At 63.5% G+C, this 22,496-nt stretch carries 25 protein-coding genes; 14 read left to right on the forward strand and 11 right to left on the reverse strand.

What is annotated here, in order from left to right; all coding sequences use genetic code 11:
* Positions 1-158 precede the first annotated feature (158 nt).
* A complete protein-coding gene (locus AB3X89_RS32010; RefSeq protein ID WP_368586834.1) occupies positions 159-1,337 on the forward strand; it encodes a porin in 1,179 nt (392 codons plus the stop codon).
* 426 nt (positions 1,338-1,763) lie between these two features.
* Positions 1,764-2,711, forward strand: a complete 948-nt coding sequence (locus AB3X89_RS32015) for a peptidoglycan DD-metalloendopeptidase family protein (protein WP_368586835.1) — start codon at positions 1,764-1,766, stop codon at positions 2,709-2,711.
* A 252-nt stretch (positions 2,712-2,963) separates the two neighbouring features.
* On the opposite strand, the gene AB3X89_RS32020 is transcribed toward AB3X89_RS32015, so the two are convergent.
* Positions 2,964-3,362, reverse strand: a complete 399-nt coding sequence (locus AB3X89_RS32020) for a hypothetical protein (protein ID WP_368586836.1) — start codon at positions 3,360-3,362, stop codon at positions 2,964-2,966.
* A 359-nt stretch (positions 3,363-3,721) separates the two neighbouring features.
* Here AB3X89_RS32020 and AB3X89_RS32025 point away from each other — a divergent pair, with 359 nt between their 5' ends.
* The 3 genes from AB3X89_RS32025 to AB3X89_RS32035 are packed head-to-tail and all read left to right on the forward strand — an operon-like array spanning position 3,722 to position 7,753.
* Positions 3,722-4,177 (forward strand): (2Fe-2S)-binding protein, encoded by a 456-nt coding sequence (locus AB3X89_RS32025; RefSeq protein WP_368586837.1) that lies wholly within the window; start codon positions 3,722-3,724, stop codon positions 4,175-4,177.
* Position 4,178: 1 nt separating this feature from the next.
* The gene (locus tag AB3X89_RS32030) at positions 4,179-6,431 is read left to right on the forward strand and encodes a molybdopterin cofactor-binding domain-containing protein (protein WP_368586838.1); all 2,253 of its coding nucleotides are present in this window, start codon (positions 4,179-4,181) and stop codon (positions 6,429-6,431) included.
* A gap of 17 nt (positions 6,432-6,448) precedes the next feature.
* Complete coding sequence (locus AB3X89_RS32035; protein WP_368586839.1) at positions 6,449-7,753, forward strand: cytochrome c; 1,305 nt, start codon at positions 6,449-6,451, stop codon at positions 7,751-7,753.
* Between the two features lie 88 nt (positions 7,754-7,841).
* On the opposite strand, the gene AB3X89_RS32040 is transcribed toward AB3X89_RS32035, so the two are convergent.
* Positions 7,842-8,546, reverse strand: coding sequence for an SDR family oxidoreductase (locus AB3X89_RS32040; protein ID WP_368586840.1), 705 nt, complete (start codon positions 8,544-8,546; stop codon positions 7,842-7,844).
* A gap of 401 nt (positions 8,547-8,947) precedes the next feature.
* Here AB3X89_RS32040 and AB3X89_RS32045 point away from each other — a divergent pair, with 401 nt between their 5' ends.
* The 4 genes from AB3X89_RS32045 to AB3X89_RS32060 all read left to right on the forward strand — a co-directional run bounded on the left by AB3X89_RS32045 (position 8,948) and on the right by AB3X89_RS32060 (position 10,995).
* Positions 8,948-9,394 (forward strand): Ohr family peroxiredoxin, encoded by a 447-nt coding sequence (locus tag AB3X89_RS32045; protein ID WP_368586841.1) that lies wholly within the window; start codon positions 8,948-8,950, stop codon positions 9,392-9,394.
* A gap of 97 nt (positions 9,395-9,491) precedes the next feature.
* Entirely contained in the window at positions 9,492-9,938 is a 447-nt protein-coding gene (locus AB3X89_RS32050) for an Ohr family peroxiredoxin (protein WP_368586842.1), read from the forward strand.
* Between the two features lie 69 nt (positions 9,939-10,007).
* Entirely contained in the window at positions 10,008-10,280 is a 273-nt protein-coding gene (locus tag AB3X89_RS32055) for a hypothetical protein (RefSeq protein ID WP_368586843.1), read from the forward strand.
* Between the two features lie 256 nt (positions 10,281-10,536).
* Positions 10,537-10,995: a MarR family winged helix-turn-helix transcriptional regulator gene (locus tag AB3X89_RS32060; protein WP_368586844.1), complete on the forward strand. Its 459-nt coding sequence runs from the start codon at positions 10,537-10,539 to the stop codon at positions 10,993-10,995.
* 41 nt (positions 10,996-11,036) lie between these two features.
* On the opposite strand, the gene AB3X89_RS32065 is transcribed toward AB3X89_RS32060, so the two are convergent.
* Positions 11,037-11,627: a winged helix-turn-helix transcriptional regulator gene (locus AB3X89_RS32065; protein WP_368586845.1), complete on the reverse strand. Its 591-nt coding sequence runs from the start codon at positions 11,625-11,627 to the stop codon at positions 11,037-11,039.
* A gap of 140 nt (positions 11,628-11,767) precedes the next feature.
* Positions 11,768-12,391, reverse strand: a complete 624-nt coding sequence (locus tag AB3X89_RS32070; RefSeq protein WP_368586846.1) for an isochorismatase family cysteine hydrolase — start codon at positions 12,389-12,391, stop codon at positions 11,768-11,770.
* Between the two features lie 255 nt (positions 12,392-12,646).
* Between AB3X89_RS32070 and AB3X89_RS32075 the strand changes: the two genes are divergently transcribed.
* Positions 12,647-13,591, forward strand: coding sequence for an enoyl-CoA hydratase/isomerase family protein (locus AB3X89_RS32075; RefSeq protein WP_368586847.1), 945 nt, complete (start codon positions 12,647-12,649; stop codon positions 13,589-13,591).
* A gap of 13 nt (positions 13,592-13,604) precedes the next feature.
* On the opposite strand, the gene AB3X89_RS32080 is transcribed toward AB3X89_RS32075, so the two are convergent.
* The 3 genes from AB3X89_RS32080 to AB3X89_RS32090 all read right to left on the reverse strand — a co-directional run bounded on the left by AB3X89_RS32080 (position 13,605) and on the right by AB3X89_RS32090 (position 15,915).
* A complete protein-coding gene (locus AB3X89_RS32080; RefSeq protein ID WP_368586848.1) occupies positions 13,605-14,261 on the reverse strand; it encodes an amino acid ABC transporter permease in 657 nt (218 codons plus the stop codon).
* A 2-nt stretch (positions 14,262-14,263) separates the two neighbouring features.
* Positions 14,264-15,031 carry an amino acid ABC transporter permease gene (locus AB3X89_RS32085; protein WP_368586849.1) on the reverse strand — a complete coding sequence of 256 codons (768 nt, stop codon included), beginning with the start codon at positions 15,029-15,031 and terminating at the stop codon, positions 14,264-14,266.
* A 62-nt stretch (positions 15,032-15,093) separates the two neighbouring features.
* Entirely contained in the window at positions 15,094-15,915 is an 822-nt protein-coding gene (locus AB3X89_RS32090) for a transporter substrate-binding domain-containing protein (protein ID WP_368586876.1), read from the reverse strand.
* A gap of 550 nt (positions 15,916-16,465) precedes the next feature.
* Between AB3X89_RS32090 and AB3X89_RS32095 the strand changes: the two genes are divergently transcribed.
* Positions 16,466-17,359 carry a LysR substrate-binding domain-containing protein gene (locus AB3X89_RS32095; RefSeq protein ID WP_368586850.1) on the forward strand — a complete coding sequence of 298 codons (894 nt, stop codon included), beginning with the start codon at positions 16,466-16,468 and terminating at the stop codon, positions 17,357-17,359.
* Between the two features lie 33 nt (positions 17,360-17,392).
* Here AB3X89_RS32095 and AB3X89_RS32100 read toward each other — a convergent pair whose 3' ends face one another.
* Together AB3X89_RS32100 and AB3X89_RS32105 are read right to left on the reverse strand one after the other, a co-directional pair.
* Positions 17,393-18,475 carry a calcium:proton antiporter gene (locus AB3X89_RS32100; RefSeq protein ID WP_368586851.1) on the reverse strand — a complete coding sequence of 361 codons (1,083 nt, stop codon included), beginning with the start codon at positions 18,473-18,475 and terminating at the stop codon, positions 17,393-17,395.
* A gap of 295 nt (positions 18,476-18,770) precedes the next feature.
* Positions 18,771-19,130: a BON domain-containing protein gene (locus AB3X89_RS32105; protein ID WP_013091595.1), complete on the reverse strand. Its 360-nt coding sequence runs from the start codon at positions 19,128-19,130 to the stop codon at positions 18,771-18,773.
* A 324-nt stretch (positions 19,131-19,454) separates the two neighbouring features.
* Here AB3X89_RS32105 and AB3X89_RS32110 point away from each other — a divergent pair, with 324 nt between their 5' ends.
* Together AB3X89_RS32110 and AB3X89_RS32115 are read left to right on the forward strand one after the other, a co-directional pair.
* Entirely contained in the window at positions 19,455-20,084 is a 630-nt protein-coding gene (locus tag AB3X89_RS32110) for a DNA-3-methyladenine glycosylase (protein ID WP_368586852.1), read from the forward strand.
* A 219-nt stretch (positions 20,085-20,303) separates the two neighbouring features.
* Positions 20,304-20,651: a DUF4148 domain-containing protein gene (locus tag AB3X89_RS32115; protein ID WP_368586853.1), complete on the forward strand. Its 348-nt coding sequence runs from the start codon at positions 20,304-20,306 to the stop codon at positions 20,649-20,651.
* Between the two features lie 269 nt (positions 20,652-20,920).
* Here the strand turns inward: AB3X89_RS32115 and AB3X89_RS32120 are convergent, their stop codons facing one another.
* A complete protein-coding gene (locus AB3X89_RS32120) occupies positions 20,921-21,364 on the reverse strand; it encodes a CBS domain-containing protein (protein WP_368586854.1) in 444 nt (147 codons plus the stop codon).
* A 293-nt stretch (positions 21,365-21,657) separates the two neighbouring features.
* Here AB3X89_RS32120 and ribA point away from each other — a divergent pair, with 293 nt between their 5' ends.
* Entirely contained in the window at positions 21,658-22,308 is a 651-nt protein-coding gene (gene ribA / locus AB3X89_RS32125; protein WP_026228235.1) for a GTP cyclohydrolase II, read from the forward strand.
* Positions 22,309-22,325: 17 nt separating this feature from the next.
* On the opposite strand, the gene AB3X89_RS32130 is transcribed toward ribA, so the two are convergent.
* Positions 22,326-22,496 carry a hypothetical protein gene (locus tag AB3X89_RS32130; RefSeq protein WP_368586855.1) on the reverse strand — a complete coding sequence of 57 codons (171 nt, stop codon included), beginning with the start codon at positions 22,494-22,496 and terminating at the stop codon, positions 22,326-22,328.

Below are 22,496 nucleotides of genomic sequence, written 5' to 3' on the forward strand. Positions count from 1 at the left end.
CAAACGCTGGGCCCGGCAACGCTCGGGGAACGCCGGAGCCCGATCGACAGGTCAACGCCAAGGCAGCTCGGCCAATCCCAGCACGGGTCAGATCGGTCCGACGTTCGAGGCGTATTTTGGACTGAGTGTCCCATCACTCGAGGTGCAGGGAGATCATCATGAACAAGCAAGTGTTCGCGCTGGCTGTCTCCGTTGCTGCGTCTTCCGTTCTTGCCGTGCCTGCCGTCGCGCAGACTAGCGTCACGCTGTATGGCGTGATCGACGAAGGCATCAACTACACGAACAATGTCGGCCACGGCCATGTTTATGAACTCGCCAGCGGGCTTGCACAGGGGAGCCGCTGGGGCCTGAAGGGCTCCGAGGATCTCGGTGGTGGACTGAAGGCGATCTTCCAGCTCGAGAATGGTTTCGATCTGAATTCCGGCCGGCTCGGGCAGGGCGGCCGCCTGTTCGGCCGTCAGGCTTTCGTCGGACTCAGTTCGCAGGCGTACGGCACGCTAACGTTTGGCCGACAATATGATTCCGTCGTCGATTACCTGGCGCAGACCACGGCCAACGGCAATTGGGGCGGCGAGCTGTTCTCGCATCCGTTCGACAACGACAACACCGACAACACGTTTCGCCTGAACAACACCGTCAAGTACGCGAGCCCGTCGATCTCGGGCTTCCAGTTCGGCGGCACCTACAGCTTCAGCAACGACACGGGCTTCGCCAACAATCGCGCGTACAGCTTCGGCGGCCAGTACGCGTATGGCGGGCTGCTGGTCGCGGCGGCATATCTGCAGGCCGACAATCCGGGCGGCAGCGCGAACGGCGCGGTCGCCACCAACGACGCGGGCTTCGTCGCGACGCGCATGCGCGTGTTCGGCGGCGGCATCACCTATACGTTCGGACCGGCGACGGCGGGTTTCGTCTACAGCAACTCGAACTATCTGGAGCCGACCGCAAACGGCTATCTCGGCATCGAGCCGCCGGTGCCGCTCGTGCCCGTCACGCCGCCGGGCGTGCTGCTGAACTCGCTCAAGTATCAGAACTTCGAGATCAACGGCAAGTATCAGATTTCGCCGGTGCTGTTCGTCGGCGCGCAGTACGTGTACACGATGGAAACCTACGACGCATCGAACGGCGGCGTGAAGCCGCGCATCCATACGTTCGGGCTGATGGCCGACTACAACCTGTCCAAGCGCACCGACCTCTATCTGCAGGGCGCGTATCAACAGGTCGCCGGCGATTCCACACTGTCGGTCCTCGACTTCGCATTCATCCCCGGCACGCAGTCGCCGTCGTCGACGTCGAAACAGGTCGTCGTGCGCGCGGCGATCCGGCATAAGTTCTAGTTCGCTGCTGTCAAACGCGGATCGGCCAGCCTTCGGATTTCGAAGGCTGGCTTTTTTGCGCCCTCCGGCGCGCCGCATGACTATTCAAGTTCCCCTCGCGTCTGCCGATAAGTCGAATGTCAACGAGTCTGAACGTGCCGCGCTGAAGCGGCGACGTGTGCGTCGTTGATGTGCCCAAACACGTGCCGTAGTAACGCGGAAATACGGCTCGTAACGTCTGTATCAGAGTGTGTGGCGCGGGACGTTTTTATCAAACGGCACTTTAGAATTCCGCGAGAAATTTGATCGGCAAGCAGGCACGGAATGAGCGCCGTACGAGGCAGCTTCGCCGTGTCGCCGGGAAGGCCGCGCGGCCAAAGATCGCGCGCCTTGTCAGCGGCATCGGCGTATCCGGCTTGCGCATCTATACAGCAGGAGTCGGACAGAATGAGAAAGCGTTTCGACAGAACGATCTTGGCCGGTCTCGCCGGCGCATGGGTCGCGCTGGCCGTCAGCGGTTGCGCGAACGTCGGGCAGCCGAATGCGCAGAACGATGTGGCAAACAGCACCAACGCAGCGTCCGGCGTGCTGGCGGCGAATGCGATGGGAACAGCATCTGGGGATGCGGCGGCAGACGCGCCGCTGTCGATCGACGCCAGCGATAACGCGCAGCTGAAAAAGTCGGCGCCGCTCGTGTATCGGGTCAGGCGCGGCGACACGCTCGCGCGGGTCGCGCAGCGTCACCACATCAGCGTCAAGCAGTTGCAGGCATGGAACGCTCTGAAGGCGTCAGCGCGGCTGAAGCCGGGGCAGGTGCTGCACGTCGCGTCGCCGGAGACGGTGCGCGCGGTGAAGGCGGCCAATGCGGCGGCCGCCGCGAAGGCGGCGGCGCGACCCGCGGCGCCGGGTGATTCACAAGCGACAGCGCCAACGTCGGCACAAGCTTCGACGCAGTCCGCAGCACCCGCTCCGGATGCCGCGGAAGTCCGCCAGGTCACGCGGGAAACCCGCCGGCATGCGAGCAGCGTGACGCTCGCGTGGCCTGCCGCGGGCAGCGTCGTCGAAGCGTTTCAGCCGGGCGAAACACGCGGCATCGAAATCGGCGGCAAAGCGGGCGATCCGGTGCGAGCCGCCGCGGACGGCAAGGTGATGTACGCGGGCACCGGACTGAACAGCTATGGCAGCCTGATCATCGTCGAACACAACAAGGATTTTCTGACCGCGTATTCACACAACCGCAAACTGCTGGTCAAGATGGGCGACATCGTCCGCAAGGGTCAGCAGATCGCGGAGATGGGCGACGAGAACAATTCGCGTGTGTCGGTCGGGTTCGAAGTGCGGCACGACGGCAAGCCGGTCGATCCGCTGCGTTATCTGCCGCAGGGGCGCAGTTGAGCTTCGGCGTTCCCGCAAAAGCTCACCTTGAATTTATTCAGCTAACCCAGGCAATCTGATCGGCCGTGCCTTCCAGGCGGTCGAGAAATCGTTGCGAAAGTACCTTCACGCCAGAGCATTTCGCTCAATTCACGCAAAAGTACCAACCATCGACGGATGCCGCATCGACGCGAGGCCGCTTGTCAACGGTGAGGAAATGCGGGAGCCGGCAAGCAGCGCACGCGCCGCCGCCGTGCTCCGTGCGAATCGCCGTTACGTCGTTTGCACGCCGCGCAGCAATCGCGCTACCTCGCCGTGGTAATGCAGGATCGCCGGATCGGCCTGCAACAGCGGCAGATAACGCGGCAGGAAGTGGTTGTTCGGTTGATCGGGCGAGAACAGTCCGATCACGGCCTCGGCGGTTGCGAGGCGGTCGCCGGCCTCGGCTTCCGCGTCGTCGAGAATCTCATCGACGCTCGCGATCACCGTCGATAGCGGCGTCAGCCAGCGAAACCCCGAACCGTTGATCAGCACCTGCAGGAATGCCGCCGGCGTCACCGGGCCGAACTCCTTTTCGTATGCGGCGCGTTCGTGATCGAGAATCGCCTTGTGCAGCGCAAGCAATGGTCGGCGAACATCCGTGAGGAATTGAATGCATTGCGGGTCGTTCATCGGCGGCTCCAGCGGCTGAGGTGACACGACGGAATCGCGCGTCGCAACACCACTCGGTGCGATGCAGCGGGTCGCGCGATCACGCTGACGGATCAATCCATCGATGGTAACGCATCGCCCCAGCCGGCACATGCGATCCACCCCGCATAGCATGCGACGTGCCGTCTGGCACCGCCAAAGCGCAGTTCTTTCGACACGACTACAATCGGCCGGTTTTCTGTCGACACCCGCTCGATCACAGGCCGCTTTTCATCGCGGATTAGCGCGACATGCCGAACAAAACGGCGCATGTTCGCGGTCTGGTGCGGTGTCGCGATCTAAACCGCGTGACCACAACAACATCCCCACCGGAGCCGCTCATGACAACGCTCAATATCAACGGCGAAACCCATACCGTCGATGCCCCGCCCGACATGCCCCTGCTGTGGGTGCTGCGTGATCTCGTCGGGCTGACCGGCACCAAGTTCGGCTGCGGCATCGCGCAATGCGGCGCATGCACCGTGCATCTCGATGGCGTCGCGGTGCGTTCGTGCGTGTTCCCGGCGGCGGCGGTCGGCGACCGCAAGATCGTCACGATCGAAGCGGTCGGCGCGACGCCCGCGGGTCAGAAAGTGCAGCAGGCCTGGCGTGAACTAGACGTCGTGCAGTGCGGCTACTGTCAGTCGGGGCAGGTGATGTCGGCGGCGTCGCTGCTCGCGCGCAATCCCAATCCGAGCGACGCCGACATCGACGCCGCGATGGCGGGCAACATCTGCCGCTGCGGCACCTATCACCGCGTGCGCGCGGCGATCAAGCAAGCCGCGAAGGGGGCCTGACATGTCCCAGGGATTGCTCGATGCACAGAACGGCGCACAGCCGACCGGCACCACCACGCGGCATGCACGCGGCATCTCGCGGCGCACGTTCCTCAAATTCGGTGTGACGGTCGGCGCCGCGGCCGGCGGCGGTCTGCTGCTCGGCTTCAGCATGCCGGCCGCGAGCCAGGATCAGAAGGCGGGCAAGAGCGTGATCGGCGGCGATGCGAACGAGGCGCCGCAAAGCGGCGTGTTCGCGCCGAACGCGTTCATCCAGATCGACACCGCCGGCAAGGTCACGCTGGTGATACCGAAGGTCGAGATGGGTCAGGGCGTCTATACGTCGATTCCGATGCTGATCGCCGAGGAACTCGAAGTGCCGCTCGACTCGGTCACGCTCGATCACGCGCCGCCCAACGAAAAGCTCTTCATGGACCCGCTGCTCGGCGGCCAGTTGACCGGCGGCTCGACGTCGATCCGCTTCGCGTGGGAGCCGATGCGCCGCGCGGGCGCGACCGCGCGCGTGATGCTGATCAACGCGGCCGCGCAGCAGTGGCAGGTCGATCCGGCCAGTTGCCATGCGCAAGGCGGGCAGGTGATCCACGCGGCCAGCAATCGCAGCGCGAGCTATGGTCAGCTCGCGCAGGCCGCCTCGGCGCTGCCCGCGCCGCAGAACGTGCCGTTGAAAGACCCGAAGGATTTCAAGCTGATCGGCAAGCCGGCGAAGCGTCTCGATTCGCCGGAGAAAGTCGACGGCACCGCGCAGTTCGGCCTCGACGTGCGCTTGCCCGGCATGGTCTACGCGGCGATCGCGAACTGCCCGGTGTTCGGCGGCACGCTCGCGAGTGTCGACGCTACGCATGCGAAGCAGATCCCCGGCGTGCGCGAAGTGATCAAGCTCGACAACGCGGTGGCGGTGATCGGCGACCACACGTGGGCCGCGAAGCGCGGTTTGCAGGCGCTCGATATCAAGTGGAACGAAGGCGCGGGCGCGCAGTTATCGATGAAGCGCATCGTCGACGATCTCGCGGCGGCCTCGCAACACGGCGGCGCGGTAGCGCGCAAGGACGGCGACGTCGGCCGCGCGTTCGGCGATGCGAAGTCGCGCGTCGACGCGGTCTACCAGCAGCCGTTCCTCGCGCATGCGACGATGGAGCCGGTCAACGCCACGGTCCACGTGCGCGGCGACGCGTGCGAAATCTGGCTCGGCTCGCAGGTGCCGACGCGCGTCGTCGATGCGGCGGCCGCGGTCACGGGCTTGCCTGCCGACAAGATCATCGTGCACAACCATCTGCTCGGCGGCGGCTTCGGGCGGCGGCTCGAAACCGACATGGTCACGCAGGCCGTGAAGGTCGGCAAACAGGTGTCGACGCCGGTCAAGGTGCTGTGGACGCGCGAGGAAGACATCCAGCACGACATGTACCGGCCGTACTACTACGACACGATCTCGGCCGGGCTCGACGCGAACGGCAAACCGATCGCGTGGCAGCATCGCATTGCCGGTTCGTCGATCATGGCGCGCTTTGCGCCACCCGCGTTCAAGAACGGGCTCGATCCCGACGCGGTGGAAGTCGCCGCCGATCTGCCGTACGACCTGCCGAACCAGTTGATCGACTACGTGCGCGTCGAACCGCACGCGGTGCCCACCGCGTTCTGGCGCGGTGTCGGCCCGACGCGCGGAACGTTCGTCGTCGAGAGCTTCATCGACGAACTCGCCGCGCACGCGAAGATCGATCCGGTGCAGTACCGGCGCAATCTGCTCGGCAAATCGCCGCGCGCGCTGAACGTGCTGAACGTGGCCGCGCAGGCCGGCAACTGGGGCAGCGCGCTGCCGAAGGGGCAAGGGCGCGGCGTCTCGGTGATGCACGCGTTCGGCAGCTTCTTCGCGATCGTCGTCGAGGTCGCGGTCGAACAGGGCGAGGTCACGGTCAAGCGCGTGAACTGCGCGGTCGATTGCGGGATGTACGTCAATCCGAACACGATCGAGGCGCAGGTGCAGGGCGGCATCATCTTCGGCATCACGGCCGCGCTGTACAGCGAGATCACGATCAAGGACGGCCGCGTCGAGCAGAACAACTTCACCGACTACCGGATTTTGCGCATCAACGAAACGCCGCCGATCGACGTGCATCTCGTGAAGAGCGGCGAGGCGCCCGGCGGCATCGGCGAACCCGGCACCGCGGCGCTCGCGCCCGCGCTGACCAATGCGATCTATGCGGCCACCGGCACGCGGCTGCGGCAATTGCCGGTTGGCCGTCAACTGCACAGCGCGTGACGCGCAAGGAGCCCGACATGAAAAACAAGCTGAAGGGTCTTGGCGCGGCGCTGTGCGTCGCCTTGCCGTTTCTCGCGCAAGCAACTGCCGATGCCGCGACTCCGGCGGGTGCCGGCGCGGCCGATCAAGCGCTCGTGCAACGCGGCGCTTATCTCGCTCAACTCGGCGATTGCGCGGCCTGCCACACCGCGCCGAAAGGCAAGCCGTTCGCCGGCGGCCTGCCGATGAACACGCCGATGGGCCGCATCTACGTGACCAACATCACGCCCGACGCGCAGACCGGCATCGGCGGCTACACCGAAGCGGACTTCGCGCGGGCGCTTCGCGAGGGCGTCGCGAAAGACGGCCACAACCTGTATCCGGCGATGCCGTATCCGTCTTACGCGAAGGTCAACGACGACGACGTGAAGGCGCTGTACGCGTTCTTCATGCGCGGCGTCGCACCGGTGCAGCAGGCGAATCGCGAGTCCGACATCAAGTGGCCGTTGAACATGCGCTGGCCGCTGATGTTCTGGAACATGGCGTTTCTCGAAAAGGGCGCATACCGCGACAAGCCGGGCAAGGACGTCGCGTGGAATCGCGGCGCGTATCTGGTGCAAGGGCTCGGACATTGCGGGTCGTGTCACACGCCGCGCGGCGTTGCGTTCCAGGAAAGCGCGCTCGACGAAAGCGGCAGCGCGTTCCTGAGCGGCGCGCTGCTCGACGGCTGGTTCGCGTCGAACCTGACCGGCGAGCACAACGCCGGGCTCGGCCGCTGGAGCGACGAAGATCTGCGCACGTTCCTGAAGACCGGCGCGAATCGCCACGCGTCGGCGTTCGGCGCGATGACGAGCGTGATCAACAACAGCACGCAAGCGCTGAGCGATCAGGACGTCGCGGCGGTGTCGGCGTATCTGAAGTCGCTGCCGCCGGTCGGCGGCAACGGCGCGGCGGCCTATACGTACGATCCGCAGGCGACGAAGGTGTCGCTCGATCGACCCGCGAACGATGCCGGCGCGCGCGTCTATACCGCGTATTGCATGCATTGCCACGGTGTCGACGGACGCGGTTTCGCGCCGATGCTTGCGCCGCTGGCCGGCAATCCGAACGTGCTCGCGAAGGACGCGTCGTCGCTGATCAACGTGACGCTGAACGGCACCGGCGACCTCGTGATCAACGGCGTACCGTCGCCGTTCCCGATGCCCGGCTTCGCGGCGGTGCTCGACGATAAGCAGATCGCCGACGTGCTGAGCTTCGTGCGCGCGGGCTGGAACAACGGCGCACCGGCGGTTGGGGCGGCGGAGGTGGCGAAGTTGCGGCAGTCGACCCAGGCGGGGCGCTGATCGAGAGGTAAGTGCGGCGCAACGCAAAAGCGGCAACCCATGCAGCGCAGGGTTGCCGCTTTTTTTTGGTGGGACCGCTTCCGCGCGATCAGCGTGGCGTCGAGTCGTTCAGATAGATGCCTGCCGAGAGTCCAGCCTTCACCTGCCGGGTGAATTCGTCGGTGGACACTTCCTCCGAGCCGGCCTCGATAGCTTCATACGCCTGGCGCACGACGTCGGCCGGTGTTGCCTTCGGCACTTCCAGGTCGCGCACCAGATCCGTATCGATAAAACCTGCATGCAGCCCGATGACCTGCGTGCGCTGCTCGCGCAGCGATTGGCGCAGGCCGTTGGTCAGCGCCCACGCGGCCGACTTCGACACGCCGTAGGCAGACAGAATCGGCCGGTTCACCCAGCTCGCGACCGACAGCACGTTCAGGATCGCACCGCCGCCGTTCGCGGCGAGGCTCCCCGCGAACGCACGCGACATCGCCAGCATGCCAAAGACATTGGTTTCGAAGTGATCGCGCAACGCGCCGAGCGCGCCGTCGTCCGTCAGGCTGCCGAGTCGCGCGATGCCCGCGTTGTTGATCAGCAGCGTGAGGTCGCGAACCGCATCGGCAGCCGCGGCCACGGCCGCCGGATCGGTCACGTCGAGCTTGATGGGGACGACTCCAGGCAAGCTCACGCTGGCCGGATCGCGAGCGCCCGCATAGACCTTCCGCGCCCCGCGTTCGAGCGCCTGTTTCGCGAACTCCAGGCCAAGCCCGCGGTTCGCGCCCGTCACGAAAACGACAGCATCTTCGATCTTCATAGTCCTTCCTTTCACGTGGTGAATCGCATGCGCGCCGGCTCGCGGTGCGCGTGAGATGTGGTGGAAACGAGGCTGCATTCGCTAACCGAGCCATTGCGCCGCGCCTTCGCCGCGCAGCAGCCAATCGCGTCGCGCAGCCGGCGCCGTACGGCTTATGTCGGACGATTCGTGACCTCGCACGCGTCGCGTATGACAATGGGCGCAGCATATAACTATGATATTCATACCGTCAAGTGCGGCGAGGCTTCGGGCGAATTATTCGTTTCCTCTATCGGTTACTCGTATGCGATTAAATCTTTTGCGATTGACAACGGGTGCGTCTTTCTCCATTATTCGACGCAAGCGATTACATCGCATGCGATCTAAGCCGCTTAACCCCCTTATTCACACAGGAACCCATCATGACCCGGATCGACCAAGTCCTCTTCTCAGGCAACTCCCACGCCACGGTCAACCACGACCCCGAGCTCCAGCGCGGTGAGCACGGCGTGCTCGACCTCAAGCTCTCGGCGCTCAACGGTGAAAGCCGCGATTTCATTGCCACCGAGCTGCACCCGCGAGCCGAGCAGATGTTTGCCGGGGCGTGGTCAGCTTGTTACATCAGCGCCTTCGAAATTGCGGCCTCGCTGAGGAAGGTCACGCTGCCGTCCGACTATTCCGTGGACATCAAGGTCAGTATCGGCACCATCGGTAACGGGTTCTGTCTCGGCGCGCAGTTCACCATCCGCGCGCCGGGTCTGGCAGTGGAAGTCGTCGAGGCGATCGCGAACCGCGCCCACCAGATCTGCCCGTACTCGAAGGCCGTGCACGGCAACATCGAGGTCGGCCTGAACGTCGTCACGGCGTGACGTATATATCGTACGCGATTGAATCGTACAAGAGTCAAATCCGTTTGATATCCCGTTGATACCCCGTTTGATACCCCCATACATACAGGAATCCATCATGGAAAAGATCGAAAAAGTCCTCGCTGCAGGCAACTCCCACGCCACGGTCAATCGCGACCCCGCAGCCCAGCGCGGCGAATATGGCGTCTACGACCTCAAGCTGACCGCGCCTACCGTCGAGACGCTCGACTACGTCGGCACCGAACCGCACCCGCGAGCCGAGCAGCTGTTTGCCGGCGCCTGGTCGGCCTGTTACACCACCGTGTTCGGCATCGCGGCCCAACTGAACAAGGTCACGCTACCGCCCGACTATTCGGTGGACATCCGGGTGAACATCGGGCAGACCGGGGCCGCATGGTTCCTCGGCGCCGAGTTCGACGTCCGCGTGCCCGGCGTGGACAAGGAAGTCGTCGAGAAAATTGCGCACCTGGCCCATCAGATCTGCCCGTACTCGAAATCGGTGCGCGGCAACATCGAGGTCAGCACCAACATCGTCACGGCGTAATCCGTCAGGGCACGTGTCTCTGCCCGAGACAGGTGCCCTTCACTGAACATTTTTGAAGGAATTCCCATCATGAAGACCAAGCTCATCGTTGCACTGCTCGTCGCAGTTTCCGCATCCGTCACCGCACCCGCGTTCGCCAGCGGCTATGGACCGGCCCCGTTCTACAAGCCCTCGGTTGGCGCACCGGCATCGCAAAGCGGTCCGAGCCTGCGAACCGTCGCCTCGGAGCGCGAGGACCAGGCTGCCCCGGAAAGGGCGTACGGCGGTGCGGTTTCCGGACAGTCGGAATCGGGCAGCCATGTCGCCGTGACGTCGAGTGGCAACCTTTTCGCACACCACTAGATCGTCGATCCTTTTGTCGCTTGGCCGGCGCACATCCACGTTGTGGCTGCGCGCCGGTCACGGCAATCGGACGGTCGATGATTTAGCCACTGACAAAGAAGCAGCGTTCAGAGCGGTTCTGCGATGCCGTACGGGCGCTCTTCGCCGACGGTAGGTTGTCGCCTTCAGGAAGCGATGCGCCATATGTTGTAGCGCGATATAATCGTATGCGATGTATATCTTGCGAAACGTCAGGCTCCAGCCAAGGAGGATGCACATGAAACCCAAGGATCAACTGGCACCCGAAAATCTGATGCTTTCCGATTACCTGTGCTTTGCGGTCTACTCCGCGAACCTGGCTTTTGGCAAGGCATACAAGCCGATACTCGAGGAACTCGGGCTTACCTACCCGCAATACATCGCGATCATTGCGTTGTGGGAGGAGGACAATCAGACCGTCAGCGGTCTTGGCGCCAAGCTGTTTCTCGAATCGAACACGCTTACGCCAATGTTGAAGAAACTCGAGGCGATGGGTTATCTGGAAAGGCAACGCGATCCCGGCGACGAGCGCCAGGTGCGGATCAGTCTCACGAAGAGCGGCAGGCGGCTGCGCGAAAAAGCGCTGAAGATGAACCCCGTCGAGACAGGGCTTGCGTCCGACGAGTTCGCGAAAATTCAGGCGTCGGTCGTGACGTTGCGGAACAATCTTATCAAGTCAGTCCAGAACGACGAATGAACGCGTAACGGTCGCATAGCAGGGGGCGCCTATATCTGCATTCAACGGACTTTTTGGCGCCTCACGGGGGACTTCCCGGCGGAACGAACCTCGCGGGGACCTGGTTTAGACGAGCGAGTGCGATCAGCCAGAGGCTTACCGGTCTTCGCTGCATCCTGTCGGCTCGCGCGCTCCTGCGCGTAGGACGGGCTCAGCTCAGTCTTCAGATCTTCGCGCCGCAATGGTTCACCGCAGGCCTCGCAAACGGTGCCAAGGCCGGCATCGTTGCCACAGGTGACATGCGTGAAGCGTACCGCGACGTCCTTGCCCTGCGGTTTGTGCCACTTTTCGCCCCATTCGCGAAGCGCCAGCATGACCGGGTAAAACGCTCGGCCCATCTCGGTGAGTTCATATTCGTAACGAGGGGGCGTTGCCATGTAGCGCTTGCGCTCGATCATGCCGTCCGCTTCGAGCCGTTTGAGCCGGGACGAGAGCATCTGCGGCGTCGCTTGCGACTGCGCCACCAGACTGTCGAATCTCCGATTGCCCATAAACAGTTCGCGCAGGATCAGAACCGCCCAGCGGTCGCCGATGACAGCCTGAGACAACGCGATCGGGCACAGCGTATCGCTCTTGGCGGGCAATGCACTCATTCAAACCTCCATCGAAATCGCAGCGATCGTAAGTATGATAATCATAGCAATATTGGCGCAGGTTTGCGGCTCAACGCACGCGTGAGGAGCCGGTGACTCGCTGATCCATTGCGCAGCAGTGCGTGCGGAAATCTTAGCGATCAGGCGGGAAGTGCGGCAACCAGTTGTGCGGTTGTCAGGATCGCATGGGCGAACGTGGGACCGTTCAGATCGTGTGCGGCGCGCATCATTTCCTTGGTGAAGGCGGCTGTAGCGTCTCGCACGAGTGTGACGTGATAGCCGAGTTCCATTGCGAAGCGACTCGTGGACTCGATACATGTATTCGCCAGCAAGCCGACGACGATCACGTGCGTGATGCCTTGCTGTTTGAGCTGAAAGTCGAGGTCGGTGTTAGCAAAGCCGCTTTGACCCCAGTGCTCATGAGCGATGATGTCGCCCCCCTGCGGCACAAAGTCAGGATGCCATTCTCCGCCCCACGTACCCTTGGCGAACGTATGGCGCTGCTGGACGAGTCGTTGAGTCGGATTCGGATGATCCCAGTTGTCGTAGTCGCCGGCTTGCCAGCGGCGATGCGGCACATAGACAATTTGAATAGCTGCTTTTCGCGCGGTATTGACCGCCGTGCGCAGATTGTCGAGCAACCGGACTTCGGTTGCGACGTCGCGAAGCATCGGAAAGAGCTTGCCGCCGTCCGCGAGAAAGTCGTTGTATGGGTCGACCAGCAGCAGGCCGGTGCGGGCCGGGTCGTATGAAGGTGTGGCCATTTCAGTACTCCATTACGTAACTGTGCGAACGAATGCATTCGCGTTGCACAACCGGCGCCGGACCGCTAGGGTTGGACGATTCATAACGTCTCGCGCATCGCAGAAGGAAGAATATAACGATGATTCGTCGACGGTAGGCGGCTCGATCGCCTCTGCGAAGCGCCAGAATCGATCTACACATCCGGTGACGTACGAGGGGGCGCGCCTATGAGATGTTCGTGCATCCTATCGATAAGTCGTATGAGATTAAATCTTTTGCGATTGACGGCGGATGTGCCTTTCTTCATTATTCGACGCAAGCGATTACATCGCGTACGATCACTTGGCACCCGGATTCACACAGAAACCAATCGTTTTAGGAGAAGCACCATGTCCGACTCTTCGCAGTTCGACATCGACCGCAGCAATCCTGGCCGGTGGACGATCACCTTCAGCAACCCGCCGATCAATATGTTCGTTCCCGCGACGATCGTCGAATTGGACGCACTAATGGCCGATCTCGAGTCGGACCCGTCCGTCAAGGTCGTGGTGTTTCAGTCGGCGAATCCCGATTTTTTCGTCGCCCATCTCGACGTAACCAAGGCTGCCGAACGACCGGAGGTGCTCGGCCTTTGGCGCGACTTCGTACTGCGCCTGTCGTCTGCGCCAGTGGTGAGCATCGCAAAGATTCGCGGCCGTACGCGCGGTATCGGCAACGAGTTCGTGCTCGCCTGCGACATGCGGTTCGCCAGCAGGCAGAATGCTTTGTTCGGTAACCCCGAGGTCGGCGTCGGTCTGGTCCCTGGCGGCGGAGCGCTCGAGTGGCTGCCGTGCCTGGTCGGCCGTTCGCGGGCGCTCGAGATCGTGCTCAGCGCCGACGACTTCGATGCCGACGTCGCCGAACGATATGGCTGGGTGAACCGCACGCTGGATGATGACGACCTCGACTCTTTCGTCGAAACGCTTGCGCGGCGTCTGGCGTCATTCGACCGTGAAACGCTCGGCGCCGCGAAAGCCCAGATCAATCGCGTCGGAACGCCGACGGCCGCCGAACTCCAGTCGAGCATCGACATGTTCTTTCCGGCTCTCGCCTCGCCAGGTGGGCAGGCACGTCGCGCCAAGCTCCGTAGCCTCGCCTATGGCGTGCCGAGCGACTTCGAACTGAATTTTGGCAAGTACATGCCCACGCTAGGGCCGGCGGGCGACGATGACACGCTATAGCCTCCCGATCACCTCAGCGATGCAGCCCGACCTTCTGCCGCTTCTCCAGCACGCGCGCATACCAGGTCAGCGGAAAACACATCGCGAAGTAGATCATCGCGACCATGCCGTAAATCGGAAACGGCCGGAACGCGGCGTTCGTGATCATCGTGCCGGTCTTCGTCAGTTCGATGAAGCCGATGATCGACGCCAGCGCGGTGCTCTTCACCACCTGCACGAGAAAACCGACGGTCGGCGCGACCGCGATCTTCAGTGCCTGCGGCCACACGATATAGCGCAACTGCTGGCCGAACGTCATGCCGAGGCTCGCGCCCGCCGCCCACTGACCGCGCGGCACCGCTTCGACGCAGCCGCGCCAGATGTCGACCAGATAAGCGCTCGTATAGAGCGTCAACGTGACGGCCGCAGCGGCCCACGGCGACACGTCGATGCCGATGAGCGGCAAACCGAAGAACGCGAGAAAGAGTTGCATCAGCAGCGGCGTGCCCTGAAACACCTCGACGTATAGCACGACGATGCGGCGCAGCCACGCCACCGGCGACACGCGCATCGCGAGCAGCACGAGCCCGACGACCCCGCCGCCGCCGAACGCGATCAGCGACAGCAGCACCGTCCAGCGCGCGGCGAGCAGCAGATTGCGGGCGATATCCCACAGCGTGAATTCGACCATGATCAGCGCTCCGTCGGCAGGGTACGCGCGCCGCGCCACATCAGGCGGCCGCGCCAGTTGCGAGGCAAGCCGTCGTTGTCGCTGCTGCTGTTGTTGGCGCCACGCGCGGCGCGGCCCGCGAACAGCCCGCGGCCGAAGCGGTTCAGCAACTGCCGCAACACGATCGACATCAGCAGATAGGTCGCCGTGATGATCACGTAGCTCTCGAACGAGCGGAAGTTGCGCGACTGGATGAAGTTCGCCGCATAGGTCAGGTCGGGCACCGAGATCTGCGACACGACCGCCGAGCCGAGCATTACGATCAGCACCTGGCCGAGCAGCGCGGGAAACACGTTGGCGAGCGCCTGCGGCAGCACGACGTAGCGGAACACCTGGCGTCCATGCAGACCGAGCGCCTCGGCGGCCTGCACCTGGCCGCGCGAAATCGAATCGATGCCGGCGCGCACGATCTCGGTCGCGTACGCGCCGAGATTGACCGTCATCGCCAGAATCGCGGCCTGGATCTCGTCGATATGAATGCCGAGGCTCGGCAGACCGAAGAACACGAAGAACAGCTGCACGAGAAACGGCGTGTTGCGGATCAGCTCGACGTAGCTCGCGACCAGCCAGCGCGCCCACTTCGGCCCGGCTGCCGCGATGCTCGCGCCGGCAATCCCGACGAGCCCGCCCGCCAGGGTCGACACGGCCGTGAGACCGAGCGTCACGGCGGCGCCGCGCGCGAGCATCCCCGCATAGAGGCCGAAGCCGGTGAAATCGAACGCGTAAGTCATGGCCTCGTGCCCATCGTAGGATCAGATTGAGGCGCGGACTTCACAGCACCACGCCACGGGTTTCAGAGATCGGCCGGCAGCGGCGCTCGCAGCCACTTCTGCGAGATCGCGTTCATCGTGCCGTCCTTGCGGGCCTTGGCAATCGTTTCGTCGACCTTCGCCTTCAGGCGCGGCTCGTTCTTGTTCAGACCGACGTGATCGGGCGAGCTGAACAGCGCGAACTTCTGCTCCGGATCGTTCGCCGGATGCCGCGCGAGAATCGTCGCGCCGACGTCGTTGCCGACCACCATCAACTGTACCTGACCAGAAAGAAACGCCGAAATAGCGCCGTTCGGATCGTCGAAACGTTTGATGTTCGCCGACTGCGGCGCGATCTTCGTGACGCTCAGGTCTTCGAGCGTGCCGCGCGCGACCGAGATCGACTTGCCGCCGAGGTCGGCGGCGTTCTTCACCGGCAGCGATTTCGGGCCGAACACCGCGAGGTAGTACGGCGCGTATGGTTGCGAGAAGTCGATCACCTTTTCGCGCTCCGGCGTCTGGCCGACCGACAGCAGCATGTCGGCCTTGCGATCGGCGAGGAAGGCCATGCGGTTGTCGCCCGTCACCGGCACCAGTTCGACCTTCGCGTTGAGCGCCTTGCCGATCAGATTGGCGACGTCGATGTCATAGCCGACCGGCTTCATGTCCGGACCGATCGAGCCGAACGGCGGATAGTCCTCGAACACGCCGATGCGCACGGTGCCGGACTTCGCGATGTCGTCGAGCGCGTCGGCATGTGCGGCCGATGGCAGCGCGCACAGCGCGCCGAGCGCGGTCATCGCGAGGGTCGCGGCGAAGGTCGCGAACACGCGGCGGGTCGATTGGAGAGCGGGGCGCTGGTTCATCATCTGGTCCTCTGTCGTCATGCGGGTTCGTCGAAACGAAGCGTGTGTGATGGGTTCGGTGTCGGGCAGCCGGTTCGTTTACGCGGATGTGGTTCGGCGTGACCGCCGCCGGAGATACCGCGTGTGGATGCACTGTAGGTTTGCCAAAATCACGCAACAATCGAAATATGCGCATGGGCCGCATGACGTACGCTCATGGCTCGCCGCCGGCGAACGCAGCGGCGAGCGCTGCGACGATGTGGCGGGAAGCTACGGGCGATGGCCTATGCGGGTTAACATCCATATCGGGCTGAGGAAGTCCAGCGTGCATCGAGGCATGAGGAAAGCTCGGTTCCGGTGCACTTCCTGAAGGCTTTTTGCACCGCGCCGGTGCGACGTCGACCAGAGCGAAGATTCTTATGCGCGCCATGAGCCGGACGCATGCGGGTTCCCCAGCGCGCCCACTCGTGCGCGCATAGCCGATCGCGTATGCTGTGGGCATAACGGGCAGGGCGGCGACGCGCGCTGCCACAGCCCCGCAATGATTTTTTCTGATCCTGGACGACATTCGATGCGACGCCTACCGCCGCTCAACGCGCTGCAGATTTTCGAAACCGTCGCGCGCCATCGCAGCTTCACGCGTGCCGCCGATCATCTGTGCCTCACGCAAGGCGCGGTCAGCCGGCAGATCATCGCGCTCGAGGAGTACTACAAGTTTCCGCTGTTCAAGCGTCATGCGAAGGGGCTGACGCTGACCGCCGAGGGCGAAATGCTGCTGCCGGCGGTCAAGGAGAGCTTCGCGCGGATAGAGGAAATGTCGCTGCGCTTGACGAGGCAGCGCACCGACCTCGCGCTGAAGGTGCCGACCTGCGTGATGCGCTGGATGCTGCCGAAGATCATGCGCTTCCAGTCCGAGTATCCCGATCTGCACGTGCAGATCACGACCACCTGGCAGCACGACGTCGATTTCCAGAATGAGCCGTTCGACGCGGCGATCATCTACGGTTCGTCGCCCGGTGCGGACGTGCAGGCGGTGTCGCTGTTCGAGGAGCGTCTGACGCCGGTCTGCACGCCCGAACTGCTGAAGGACAAGCCGCTCGCGCAGGTGGCCGATCTCGCGCGCCATACGCTGCTGCATCCGACTCGCGATCACCGTGACTGGAAAATGTGGCTCGCGAAAGTCGCGGAGACCGATGCAGCGGGCGCCGCCACGATCGACGCGGAGCTCGGCCCGAGCTTCGATACGCTCGACATGGCGACCAATGCCGCCGCGCAGGGCTTCGGCGTCGCGATCAGCGACCTCGCGCTGATCGACGAGGATGTCGCCGCGCGGCGCCTGGTCCGGCCGTTCGACACCGTGCTGAAGACCGGCTGGCGCTATTACTTTGTGTATCCGGACTCGGTCGCGCAACAGCAGAAGCTGAATCTGTTCCGCGACTGGATGGCCGAGCACTGGGAAGAGTGAGTTGCCGTCCGCCAACGCCGGATAGGGCATCCCTCACGGCGCGAACGACAAAAACAGATAAGCCGCGAATAGAGACAGATGCACGGCGCCTTGCAGAATCGTCGTGCGTCCGGTGCTGAGCGTCAGCGTGGCGACGACCAGCGTCAGCGCGAGCAGCACCATGTCCTTGCCGTTGATGCCGAGCACGATGGGCTGACCGATATACAGAAATACGCCGGCGACGGTGGGAATGGTCAGGCCGATACTTGCCAGCGCCGAGCCGAGCGCGAGGTTCAGGCTGGTCTGCAAACGATCGGCGCGTGCCGCGCGCAACGCCGCGAGCCCTTCGGGCAACAGCACCAGCGACGCAATCACGATCCCGACCACCGCCGGCGGCGCGCCCGCGCCGAGCACCGCGGATTCGACCACCGGCGACAGCACTTTCGCGAGCAGCACGACCGCGACGAGGCTCACCATCAGCAGCACGCCGCTGATGGCTGCGAGGCGCGCGCCCGGCGGCTCGGCATGGACGTCTTCGTCGGGCACGCCGGCCAGGAAGTAGTCGCGATGGCGCACCGTCTGCACGAACACGAACACGCAGTACAGCACCAGCGACGACACACCGGCAAACGCGAGCTGCGACGGCGACAGGACCGGCCCGGGGCTGGTGGTCGTGAAGTTCGGCATCACGAGCGTCAGCACCGACAGCGATGCGAGCACCGCCAGCGCGGCCGCCGCGCCGCGGCTCTGGAAGTCCTGTTCAAGATGGCGGATGCCGCCCGCCAGCAAACATAGCCCGACGAGCCCGTTGCAGACGATCATCACGGCCGCGAATACCGTATCGCGCGCGAGACCGGCTTTCTCAGGACCAGACGTCAGCATCACCGAGACGATTAGCGCCACTTCGATCACGGTGACGGCGATCGCGAGCACCAGCGTGCCAAACGGTTCGCCGACGCGATGCGCGACCACTTCGGCATGATGGACGGCGGCAAACACGGCCGCGCACAGCGAAACGCCGACCAGCGCCAGCAGCAGCGCATTGCCCGGCATCGCATAGGCGGCACCGAGCACGATCCAGCCAATGATCGGCGCGACGAGGGTCCAACGGGGCAAGACGGTCGCCGGCGAAGTCATGCGGCCTTCCTTTCAGTGCGTGTATGAACTTGAAGTGATGTCTTAAGGATCGACCTTAAGCCATTAAATTATAAGGGAGAAATCGTCGCGACAACCCGTGCTGCACGGAGTCGTCCGTTCAACATATCGTGGTTTCGAGGGCATGGGGGATTCGTCTCGTCGGGCGGTGTGACGGCCGCGCCGGGGGCAATCGTGTCGAGCGACCGATCGGAGGGGAATTGGCGTCGCGACGGAGCTTTCCGCCGTCGACGCCAGCTTGCTGCTTTACCGCTACTTCTTCAGCTGCTTGACCGGCTTACTGGCCGATTGCGCGGATCGACAGTGCGCTCTTCACCGACGTCACGCCTTCCACGCCCTGAGCGGCGTTCGTCGCGATTTCGATCTGAGCCTGCTCCGGCACCGAACCTTCCAGCGTGACCGCGCCGCTGCGTGCGCGCACGGTGATGTTGCCGACGGTCAGGCCCTTCGTACGTGCGAGCTTCGCGCGGACTTTCTTCTGCAGAGCGCGATTAGCCTGTTTAACTTCCTTGGTGGTCGGTGCCGCTGCCGCCGGCGCTGCGGTCGCAGCTGCATCGCTGCTTTGCGCGTACGCGTTGAGGGAAGCGAAAACGACCAGCGCGCCGCCGATCACCTTGATTGCCGAGAATGCTTTCATTCAACCATCTCCTATTGTCGTAGAACGTCGATCCCCCGGATGGGGTCGATTTTTTTTACATCAGCGGGTACAGCGGGATTCAATGCGAATGGAACAGGTACAGCAGCCATGCGAACACTTGCAGCGGACACGCACGTTTCCGCGAGCCGCGAAGCGCGCGCAAGACATGCAAACGGCCGTGTGACCGGCCGGAAGCACACGATACAGCAATTGGTGCCATGTTGACTTGCTGACGCAGAAAATGAGGCGTCGGTACAACGAATTTGCAGATCGCAACCGGTCTATGACCTGGGATTTCAGCACCGACTTAAGGATATCCAGCCCATGCGAAACGAAGCTCTTCCGATCCGACCTTTACACCGCGACGATCTGCCGGTCGATACGGTCGAACTCGCGCGCTTCATGGTCGGCAAATATCTCGTGCACGATCTCCCCGAAGGACGCCTGAGCGGCCGCATCGTCGAGACCGAGGCGTATCCGCTCGGCGATTCGACGAGCCACGCGTTTATCGGACGGCGTCCGTACAACGGCTCGATGTTTCTCGCCCGTGGTCACGCTTACGTGCGGCTGACCTACGGTGTGTCGTACATGCTGAACATGTCGTCCGAAGCGGAGGAGGTCGGCGCCGGCATTCTGCTGCGCGCGATCGAACCGCTCGAAGGACTCGCGCTGATGGAAGCGCGCCGCCCCGGCGTGCCGCTGCGCGATCTCGCCCGCGGACCCGGCCGGCTGACGGTGGCATTCGGCATCGGCCAGGCGTTCGACGGCCAGGATCTGTGTACGGGACGCGGGCTCTGGATCGGCGTGATCGAAACCGGCGACGCACCGGTCGGCGTGACGACGCGCATTGGCCTGTCGCGCGAGATGCACCGGCCGCTGCGATTTTTCGAGCCGGGCAGCGCGTTCGTCAGCGGCCCGCGCAAGCTACTGACGATTCCGCATTCGGGCGCATGACATTTCGGCGGCCCACGGGATGTTCCGGACAATTGTTGCCCGGAACATCATGCGGGGCGAATCGACTCCTCGATATTCCCCGGCATTGTTGCGAACAGCACAATTTTCTATCTCGCAATTAAGGGTTTTCCCTTGCTCATGCGGTGACTAGACTGAACTTATTCGCTGAACACCACGGTGTTGGCGATGCAGATAAAACCACATTGGAGGGAAGTCATCATGAAATCGCTGATCAAGGCAGTTGCCATTGCAGCCGTTGCCGCCGCGCCGATCGTATCGTTCGCGCAATCGAGCCAACAGCCGCTCACCCGCGCCCAGGTTCGCAACGAACTGATCCAACTGGAGCGCGCGGGCTATAACCCGTCGACCTCGAACGACGCGGAATATCCGGCTGACGTCCAGGCCGCCGAACAGCGCGTCCAGGCGCAAAATCCGGCCGTCGCGCAAACCCAGCCCACCGCTAATACCAGCGGTTACGGCGCGCCGATGAGCGGCGCGACGCAAGCGGGTCGCCCGACGCAGCCGCAGCCGACGAGCGGCCCGAAGAGCGTGTATTTCGGTAACTGAGTTCGCTAACCGGTAAGCACGCGGCACCACGCTGTGCGCCGCTTTCGCGAGCGCACGGCGTTTCATACCAGGTACTGTTTCAACCGAGCGCGCCGCACCCATGCACCCGCAAGCGTGTCATCCGTGCGCGCGTCGCGTTCCTCTTTCCGAAGGAACCTCCGCTGCCGCAAGGTAGCTTGGCCCAAGCTCTTCGAGGCTTGGGCTTTTTTTGCTTCCGCTACCGCGCGGATGATCGAGGCGCGTTCGTTCAGCGAAAGCCGTGCTGGCTGTCAGAGCCGTTCGCCGTGGATATAGAACTCGAGTTGCTGGATCGTGAACTGCTGCTCCGCGATGATGTCCTTCACGAGGTCCCCAATCGACACCATGCCGATCAGCCGCTCGTTCTCGATGACCGGAAGGTGACGCATGCGCCGCTCGGTCATCAACGCCATGCACTCTTCGGTCGTCTGGTCCGGCCGCACGAAGCGCACCGCCTTGCTCATGATGTCGCGCACCGGTGTCGCCTTCGAGGAGCGGTCCATCAGCACTATCTTGCGTGCGTAGTCGCGCTCCGTGACGATGCCGGCGATGCTGTCGCCGTCCGTCACCACCAGCGCGCCGATGCCTTTCTCGGCCATCAACCGGATTGCCTCATAGACGGAATCGTCGGCGCCGATCGTGTAGACCTCGGAGGAGTTCGGTTTCGTTTTAAGAAGCTGTGCAACGCTTGTCATGGAGCGCTCCGTTTCGCAATGCAGCACGCCGAAGTGGCGCACTGTCGTGAGGGACAGGCGATTCCAGTATAGGCGCGACGTGCGCCCGCGGTACATCAGGAATATCTGGGGCGCGCCGGAGAATGCCTGCTGAATTGGCGGGTTCGACGGGTGCTTCGCGGAGGTTGTGGCGGCGCAGCGTCCAGTGGCTGCGAAGGGGCATCCACGTGCTGCGCGCGGATTAGCGGTAAACTCGCAGTCCAACCCTTATCCCCGGCTCGACCGGGTTCATGCCAGCACTATCGTTCAACGCCATGCTCACGTCTCAGGATTCATCGCCCGCAGCGGACGGCGCCGTCACCAGCGAATGCGTCGTGCTCGACGCCACCGCCACGCTGCCCACGCGCTACGGCACGTTCACTTCCTATGTGTTTCGCGTGGTCGACAGCGGCGCCGAACATCTCGCGCTCGTGATGGGCGATGTCGCCAACCAGTCGTCCGTGCTGACGCGCCTGCATTCGGAATGTCTGACGGGCGACGTGCTCGGCTCCTATCGCTGCGACTGCGGTGAGCAGCTCGACCTCGCGCTGCGCTATATCGCGGCTGAAGGTTGCGGCGTGCTGCTGTATCTGCGCGGCCACGAAGGACGCGGCATCGGCCTGTCGAACAAGATCCGCGCGTATGCGCTGCAGGAGCAGGGGCGCGATACCGTCGAAGCCAACCTCGATCTCGGCCTGCCCGACGATTCACGCGAATACGATTCGGCCGCGGGCATCCTGCGCACGCTGAAGGTCACGTCGGTGCGGCTGATGAGCAACAATCCCGAGAAGTTCGACACGCTGTCGAAGCACGGCATTCCGGTGTGCGAGCGTGTCGCGCTCGCAATTCCGATGCGCGAGGAAAACGAGCGCTATATCCGCACGAAGCAGCTGAAGTTCGGCCATTACTTCGACGAGAACGAATAAGCCGGAACGCCAGCCACCTAGAACACGCCGAAATCGTCGTTGCTGTCGGGAATCGCGGCGAGCAGGTCCGCAAGCGCGCGGCAGCCGATCAGGCTCGAAAGCGTTATCGCCGCGCGCAGCCAGCACTCGGCGCGTGAGTCTCGGTTCGCAGCTGCTCGCGCCACGCCGTCCGTTCGCCGAACCTCCAT

The organism is Paraburkholderia sp. BR14320, from assembly GCF_040948665.1.
Taxonomy (GTDB): domain Bacteria; phylum Pseudomonadota; class Gammaproteobacteria; order Burkholderiales; family Burkholderiaceae; genus Paraburkholderia; species Paraburkholderia youngii.